General features: G+C 77.0%; 10 protein-coding genes, 1 pseudogene and 1 riboswitch. Of the genes and pseudogenes, 5 read left to right on the top strand and 6 right to left on the bottom strand.

The window, feature by feature from the left end; translation table 11 throughout:
* The 3 genes and pseudogenes from ACYVGT_RS13615 to ACYVGT_RS13605 all read right to left on the bottom strand — a co-directional run.
* A pseudogene (locus ACYVGT_RS13615) lies at positions 1-735 on the bottom strand (hypothetical protein); the annotation flags it as partial.
* Entirely contained in the window at positions 732-917 is a 186-nt protein-coding gene (locus tag ACYVGT_RS13610; RefSeq protein WP_460857917.1) for a hypothetical protein, read from the bottom strand. The pseudogene ACYVGT_RS13615 and the gene ACYVGT_RS13610, both read right to left, overlap by 4 nt.
* 64 nt (positions 918-981) lie before the next feature.
* On the bottom strand, positions 982-1476 hold the full coding sequence (locus ACYVGT_RS13605; protein ID WP_460857915.1) for an Asp23/Gls24 family envelope stress response protein: 495 nt from the start codon (positions 1474-1476) through the stop codon (positions 982-984).
* Positions 1477-1680: 204 nt separating this feature from the next.
* Between ACYVGT_RS13605 and ACYVGT_RS13600 the strand changes: the two genes are divergently transcribed.
* The 3 genes from ACYVGT_RS13600 to ACYVGT_RS13590 are packed head-to-tail and all read left to right on the top strand — an operon-like array spanning position 1681 to position 3247.
* Positions 1681-2265, top strand: coding sequence for an RNA polymerase sigma factor (locus ACYVGT_RS13600; protein WP_460857912.1), 585 nt, complete (start codon positions 1681-1683; stop codon positions 2263-2265).
* Positions 2262-2927 carry a hypothetical protein gene (locus tag ACYVGT_RS13595; protein WP_460857909.1) on the top strand — a complete coding sequence of 222 codons (666 nt, stop codon included), beginning with the start codon at positions 2262-2264 and terminating at the stop codon, positions 2925-2927. The genes ACYVGT_RS13600 and ACYVGT_RS13595 overlap by 4 nt, the downstream gene beginning before the upstream one ends.
* Positions 2924-3247, top strand: a complete 324-nt coding sequence (locus ACYVGT_RS13590) for a hypothetical protein (protein ID WP_460857906.1) — start codon at positions 2924-2926, stop codon at positions 3245-3247. The genes ACYVGT_RS13595 and ACYVGT_RS13590 overlap by 4 nt, the downstream gene beginning before the upstream one ends.
* A 153-nt stretch (positions 3248-3400) precedes the next feature.
* On the opposite strand, the gene ACYVGT_RS13585 is transcribed toward ACYVGT_RS13590, so the two are convergent.
* From ACYVGT_RS13585 to ACYVGT_RS13575, 3 genes are read right to left on the bottom strand one after another with little or no spacing between them, the layout of a single operon-like run.
* Positions 3401-3769 carry a fluoride efflux transporter FluC gene (locus ACYVGT_RS13585; RefSeq protein WP_460857904.1) on the bottom strand — a complete coding sequence of 123 codons (369 nt, stop codon included), beginning with the start codon at positions 3767-3769 and terminating at the stop codon, positions 3401-3403.
* A complete protein-coding gene (locus ACYVGT_RS13580) occupies positions 3766-4218 on the bottom strand; it encodes a fluoride efflux transporter FluC (protein ID WP_460857902.1) in 453 nt (150 codons plus the stop codon). The genes ACYVGT_RS13585 and ACYVGT_RS13580 overlap by 4 nt, the downstream gene beginning before the upstream one ends.
* Positions 4206-4757 (bottom strand): universal stress protein, encoded by a 552-nt coding sequence (locus ACYVGT_RS13575; protein ID WP_460857900.1) that lies wholly within the window; start codon positions 4755-4757, stop codon positions 4206-4208. Before ACYVGT_RS13575 ends, ACYVGT_RS13580 begins: the two co-directional genes overlap by 13 nt.
* 37 nt (positions 4758-4794) lie before the next feature.
* A riboswitch (Fluoride riboswitch) is annotated at positions 4795-4869 on the bottom strand.
* A gap of 334 nt (positions 4870-5203) precedes the next feature.
* Here ACYVGT_RS13575 and ACYVGT_RS13570 point away from each other — a divergent pair.
* Both ACYVGT_RS13570 and ACYVGT_RS13565 read left to right on the top strand, forming a co-directional pair.
* Positions 5204-5701, top strand: a complete 498-nt coding sequence (locus ACYVGT_RS13570; RefSeq protein WP_460857898.1) for a beta-class carbonic anhydrase — start codon at positions 5204-5206, stop codon at positions 5699-5701.
* Between the two features lie 191 nt (positions 5702-5892).
* Positions 5893-6327, top strand: coding sequence for an SRPBCC family protein (locus ACYVGT_RS13565; RefSeq protein WP_460857897.1), 435 nt, complete (start codon positions 5893-5895; stop codon positions 6325-6327).
* Positions 6328-6390: the final 63 nt, after the last annotated feature.

Here is a 6390-nt window from a genome sequence, read left to right as displayed (position 1 = left end):
CCAACTCCTTGGCTCACAGAACGACATGGCTACGATCCGACTTCCGCGGAGCAGCGCCGCGCCGGCGGCGCGCTCGACCGCGGCGCGCCAGCCGGGGGCGGGCGCCGCTGCCGGGCGCAGGCGGCGCAGGCCCGGCGTGGCGGCGAGGACCACCAGCACGGCCCCCGCCAGAACCGACGCGCCGCCGAGGGCGGTGACCACCGGGTCGCCGAGGCTCAGGCCGGCGAGGCGGTCCAGCGCCCAGGTCCGCCAGGCGGCGGGCGGAAGGCCGAGCAGGTGCACGCGCACGAGGTCGGCGGTGGCGGCGCCAGCGGCCGCCGCGGCCGCCAGCGCCAGTAGCGCCGCCGGGACGCGCCGCGCCGACCAGGGCCGGCGCGCGCGGCCGGGCCGCTCCGGGGCCTGGGCCGCCTCGGGCGGGTCGGCAGCCCCGGTCGCGGGGGCGAGGCGGGTGACCCGCATCCGGGGCGGGGCCACTGCCAGGCCGGTGAGCGCACCGACGCGCTCGGCCACGCGGCGCTGCAGGCGGTAGGCGGCTTCGGCGACCGGATCCGGGTAGGGGAGCGGGGTGCGCAGGGCGATCCGCGCGCGGCGTCCGTGCACGGACGCGGAGGCGTGCACCCCGCCGGCGGCGTCCGGCAGGAGCCCCTCCGCGGCGGCGCGTGCGGCGATCCGGCGCACCGCCCGCTCCGCGATGACGGTTCTGCCCCGCTCGGCGGGGGGCGGTGCGGCGGTCACCGGCGCCCCCGCTCGAACACGGTCCGCAGGTCCTCCAGCCGCCCGCCGCCCTCCAGCCAGGCCCCCGCGGCGTAGCCGAGACCGCCCAGCGCTGCGACGAGGAGGAAGGCGCCGAATCCGCCGAAGTAGCCGGCGAAGGCCAGCGCCATCCCCGCCACCATTCCAGTGAATGCCCTGCTCATCGATCTCCACCTCCGCCTCGTGCGGACCGCCGTCCGGCGCCCGCCGTTGATTCCGGCGCCATCGCTAGGAGACGCGGCCCTCGGACTCGGCGCTGTCGTCGTCCTCGGGCAGGTGGACGTCGTTCACGGTGATGTTGACCTCCACCACCTCCAGCCCCGTGATGCGCTCGACCGAGGCGATGACGTTCTCCCGCACGCCGCGCGCCAGCTCGGCGATCGCGACGCCGTACTCCACGACGAGGTCGACGTCGATGGCGGCCTGCTTCGCGCCGACCTCCACCTTGACTCCGCGCCCGACGTTGGGGCGGCTCCCCGGCACACGCTCGCTGACCGCGCCGAGCGTCCGGGACAGGCCGCCGCCCATGTCGTGCACGCCGGGGATCTCGCGGGCGGCGACGCCGGCGAGCTTGACCACCACGATGTCGGCGATCGCGGTTGCGCCGCGGGATTCCACCGGCTGGTCGGCGCCTGTCGCGCCGGTGCTCACCTCGGTGGAGGGGGTGCGCTTGGTGCGCGCGGTCGAGTCCGCGGATGCCGGGGCGTTCTGCTGGGCGTTCATCGCGCCCTCCCTTCGTCGGCCGGCCGGTGCCGGCTGCCTGTCTGCTGCTGTCTCTCCGTTCGACCCGGCCGCGGTGGCGCTGTTACGCGGTTTTCCGGACTTCTTTCCGCGCAGCTGCCACGGTGGTGAACGGTCGCGGCCGATTGCGTCACAACCGCGCCGCCGGGTTGTCCAACGTGCAGGACGACGGAGAGGAGCAACCCCGTGCCGGGGGAACGCACACCCACGAATCCGCCCGAGCCGCACGGCGGCGCCGACGACGCGCTGCTGGCCGTGCGCGCCGCCGAGGGCGACGAAGAGGCGTTCGCGGTACTGGTGCGCCGCCACGCTCCGCCGCTGGTCCGGCTGGGAACGCGGCTGCTGGGCGACCGCACCGAAGCCGAGGACGCCGTCCAGGACGCCTTCATCAGCGCCTGGCGCCGGCTGCCGGAGTTCCGCGGAGGGGCGGCGTTCGGTACCTGGATGTACCGCATCGTCACCAACCGGTGCCTCAACCTGCTCCGCGCGCGCCAGCCGAGCACCGACTGGGGCGGCGTGCCTGAGCCGCCGGCCCCCGAGCATGCGGTGGCGCCCGAGCGGATCGTCGAGGGCCGCGCCGCGGTCCGGGATCTGCAGGACGCCATGGCAGGGCTCTCCGCGGAGCAGCGGGCCTGCTGGGTGCTGCGCGAACTGGACGGACAGCCCTACGACTTCATCGCGGATACGGTGGGCATCACCCAGCAGGCAGTCCGTGCTCGCGTGTTCCGCGCCCGACGCCATCTGACCACTGCACTGGGGGCCTGGCGATGAACGACCGCACCCACCTGCCCGACACTCCGGAGCCCGACCGCGGCGACGAGCGGCTGCCCTGCGGGCGGCTGCTCTCCCAGGTCTGGGGCGACTGGGAGGACGGAAGCGCCGACGAGCACGCCCGGACCTGCCCGCACTGCCTGCAGGCCACCGCCGACCTGGAGGACCTCGAGTCGGCCGTGCGCGGACTGCACGGCGACGCGTCCGCCGCCGGCGGACCGGAGGTCGACGCGGCCGCCCTCACCCAGCGCGTCATGGACGTGGTCCGGCTGGAGCTCCGGCCGGGCCGGCCGCTGCCGCTCGGCGCCGCCGGCGAAGACCTCTGGATCACCGAGTCGGTCGCTGCCCGCACGCTGCGCTCCGCCGCCGAGCGGGTGTCCGGCGTGCGCGCCGGCTCCTGCCGGATCGCGCCGGACGAGGGCGGGGCGGCCGGTGCGGCCGACCGCGCGGCCGGCGCTGCCGAGCGCGTCACGGTGCGGCTCGCTATCCACGCGCCGCTGGACGCGCCGGACCTCACCGCGCTGGCCGAGCGCGTCCGCGGCGCGGTGGTGGAAGCCGCCGACCGGCGGCTCGGCCTCGACGTCGCGGCGGTCGACATCCGCATCACCGATCTGGTCGAACGGCCCGGCGGAGCCGGGGACGAAGGAGGTGCTGGACTGTGAGCCGCTACGCCGAACTGGCCGAGGCGCTGAGCTCCGCGGTCCTCGCGGTGCCGGGCGTCGCATTCCTCACGCCCGGGCTCGCGGACCGCTTCCGCGCGGCGCTGCCCGACAGCGGCGGGCCCGTCCACCGGTCCGGCCTGCGCGTCGCCCGCACCGGGCCGGCCGCCCCCTGGACGGTCGACGTCCGCATCGTGGCGCGCGCCGACGCGCGGACCCTGGACGTCGCCCGGGCCGCTGCAGCCGCCGCGGACGCCTGCGTCGCCGTGCAGAAGCCCGGTTCGACTGCGCGGGTCACCGTGACGGTCACCGGCATCGTCTGAGCCGCGGCGGCTGCAGCGCAGGCGGCGCCGGTGCCGGCTGCGTCGGGTCCCCGGGGCCGCCGCGCGCGGCCCCGGGCGCCGCCGGAGCGCTGCCTGCGCCGCAGCACACCGGCGCTTCGCGGTCGGATCCGCGGCCGAGCGCGGGAGCGCCGGTCACAGGCGGGTGCCCAGGACGAGGCCGGCGGTGACGGCGGCCAGGCAGGCGGCGAGCATCGACAGGGCGTGCACCGCCGCGCTGAGGGGGCCGCCGCCGAGCAGCAGGCGCGCGGTCTCCACGCTGGCGGTGCTGAACGTCGAGAAGCCGCCGAGGAACCCGGTGGCCAGAACGCGCTCCGCCAGGCCATGCCCCGGATGCCCGGAGAGCCAGCCGGTGAGCAGGCCCAGCAGCAGGCACGCGGAGGTGTTCACCACCAGGGTGCCCAGCGGGACCCGGGTGCGCGCGCGGCGGGCTACCGCGGTGTCCAGCAGGAAGCGGGCCGCCGCCCCCAGCCCTCCGCCGAGGGCGATGAGCAGCAGGGTCACCGCGCCCTCCTGGTCCGCAGGGCGCGGACGGCGCCCGCTGACAGCGCGATGCCGGCGCAGGCCGCCGCCACCCCCGCCAGCGTGCTCACCAGCGCGTAGCCGGCGGCCGGCGCGGCGCCGCCCTCGCCGAGCAGCACCTGCACCTGCAGTGCGAAGGCGCTGTAGGTGGTGAAGCCGCCGATCAGGCCGGTGCCGCAGCACACCCGGACGGCGCGCCGCGCCCCGTCGTCCGGGCCCGACCGGGCGAGCGCCTCCAGCAGCGCACCCAATACGAGCGAGCCCGCGGCGTTGACCGCGAGCGTGGTCCACGGCCAGCCGGCGGGGGAGGGGGACGCGGTGTCGAGCAGGGCCCGCAGCGCGGTCCCCGCGGCCCCGCCGCCGGCGGCGAGGAGGGCGAGCGCGGCCGGCGGCACGGCGCGGGAGGGAGCCGCGGAGGTCAGCCGTCCCATTCGGACCGGGTCTCCTTCCAGTCGACGACACTGAGCGGCACGGTCAGCACCGGGCGGTGCTGGTGCCGGGCGAGATGGACGGCGACCGACCCCTCGAAGAACGCGCGCATGCGCCCGGCGGGCCCAGGGGCGCGGCTGCCGACGATGAGGACGGCGGCGTCGACGGCGCGCGCGAGGTGGGTGAGCGCCCGGTCGGGACGTCCGGCGAGGTAGGTGAGGGTCCACGTGGCCGGCGAGTCGGCGAGGACACCGGCGAGGCCGTCGTGGAGGCTGCCGTAGCGGTCGAGCCAGTGGTCGTCGCCCTCGTCGGGGTCGACCGGAGCGTGCGCCACGGTGCCGTCGGCGTGCTCGGCCACCGGATAGCGGGACGGGTCGCAGTAGGCGAAGTGGACCGCGGGTGCGCCGACGGCGAGCGCCCACCGCGCAGCAGTCGCCGCGACCAGCTCGCACCGGCCCGGGACGACCCCCGCCACGGCGGGGTGCCCGGCGAAGTCGACCATCCGGTCGGGACCGGGTTGCGGGACGGATCCTCTGCTCATGACCACCTCCGCGGGCAGCACCCTGCCCGCCGTCGCCGGCGAGGCAGGAGCCATCAGCCACTGCGGCGGTTCGGGCGGCAGCGCCCGGGCGGGATCCATCGCCCTGTGCGCAGCATACCGCGCACACCCGCCCGCTGGCCGTGCGCTGTCCGGGCGGCGCCCGCTGCGCGGTGGGCGCGGGCACTGCCGACCGGCCCGGAACGCGGCGCCCTCTGCCTCGGGCAGCCGCGGAGCGGTAACCGCCGATTCCGCGGGCCGGAGGGGCGTGGCCGGGCACGGACCCGTTACCCTCGGTGTGCGCCGACCGGGCGGTCTGCTGGGCCGGCCCGGCACCCCCCGCTGGCCTGCTCCCTGTTCCGCCTGCCGTGTACCGGCCAGGCGGATCCGGTCGTGCGCGCAAGGGGGCGCCAGCGGGCGCCGCCACATCGACGAGGCGGAGGTGCGGCATGAGTACGACGGACGAGATCGTGGAGTATGCGCGAAACAGCAGCGCGGAGGCGGCCGCCGCCCACCTCGGCGCGCCCCCGGTGCGCCAGCTGACCGTTGTCACCTGCATGGACGCCCGGATCGACCTGTTCGAGCTGTTCGGGCTGAAGAAGGGCGACGCGCACCTGCTGCGCAACGCCGGCGGCGTCGTCACCCCCGACACCCGGCGCAGCCTGGCGATCAGCCAGCGCATGCTGGGTTCGCGGGAGATCGTGCTGGTGCACCACACCAACTGCGGAATGCAGACCTTCACCGACCCCGAGCTGAAGTCCCGGATCGAGGCCGAGACCGGCGTCCGCCCCGACTGGGCCAGCGAAGCCTTCACCGACCTCGACGACGACGTCCGCCAGTCGATGCGCCGCATCGCCGCGGACTCCGCCATCCCGCACAACGGGCCCGACGCGGTCCGCGGCTTCGTCTTCGACGTTCACTCGGGCGAGCTCCGCGAGGTCCGCTGACCCGCCCCGGAGCGTCCGGCCGGCCGGCGGCGGTCCCGGGCCCTGGCGCCGGGATCCCGCGGGACCGGGCCGCGTCGCGGACCGGGCCGGATCCGTACGCAGCCGGCTGCGGGCCGCTGCGGCGGCTGCACCGGCAGGCGGCACGGCGGCGCCGGCGGGACTCTCCCGGTCCGGGGTGCGAGGATAGCCGGGTGGCGGGCTTTCTGATTGAGCGGCGGACCGGGATGGCACCGGGCGAGGCGTGGGAGCGGGTGACCGACTGGCACCGGCATGCCCGGCACGTCCCGCTGACCTCGGTCGCGGTCGAACCCGCGGGGCCCACGCAGGTGGGGACCTGGTACACGGCGCGGACCGGCATCGGGCCGATCGCCGCGGACGATCCGATGGAGGTCGTCGTCTGGGAGCCGCCGGAGAGCGGCTGGCCGGGCCGCTGCCGACTGGAGAAGCGGGGCAGGGCGGTGCGCGGCTGGGCCGAGATCGCGGTCCTGCCCGCCAGCGGCGGGTCGTGCGTCATCTGGCGCGAAGACCTCCGGGTCGCCGGACTGCCGCACCTGTTCGACCGCCCCACGGCCTTCGCCGGCCGGCTCCTGTTCACCCGCGTCCTCACCGGCCTGCTCGGCGGATAGCGGCCGCACGGAAGCAGGGGGGCCGGAGCTCTGCCGCGGCGGGGCTGGACGCACGCGCCCGGC

The sequence above is a fragment of the Nocardiopsis coralliicola genome (assembly GCF_054779695.1).
The sequence above is the reverse complement of the archived record's forward strand: the minus strand, read 5'-3'. Positions and strand labels throughout refer to the sequence as shown.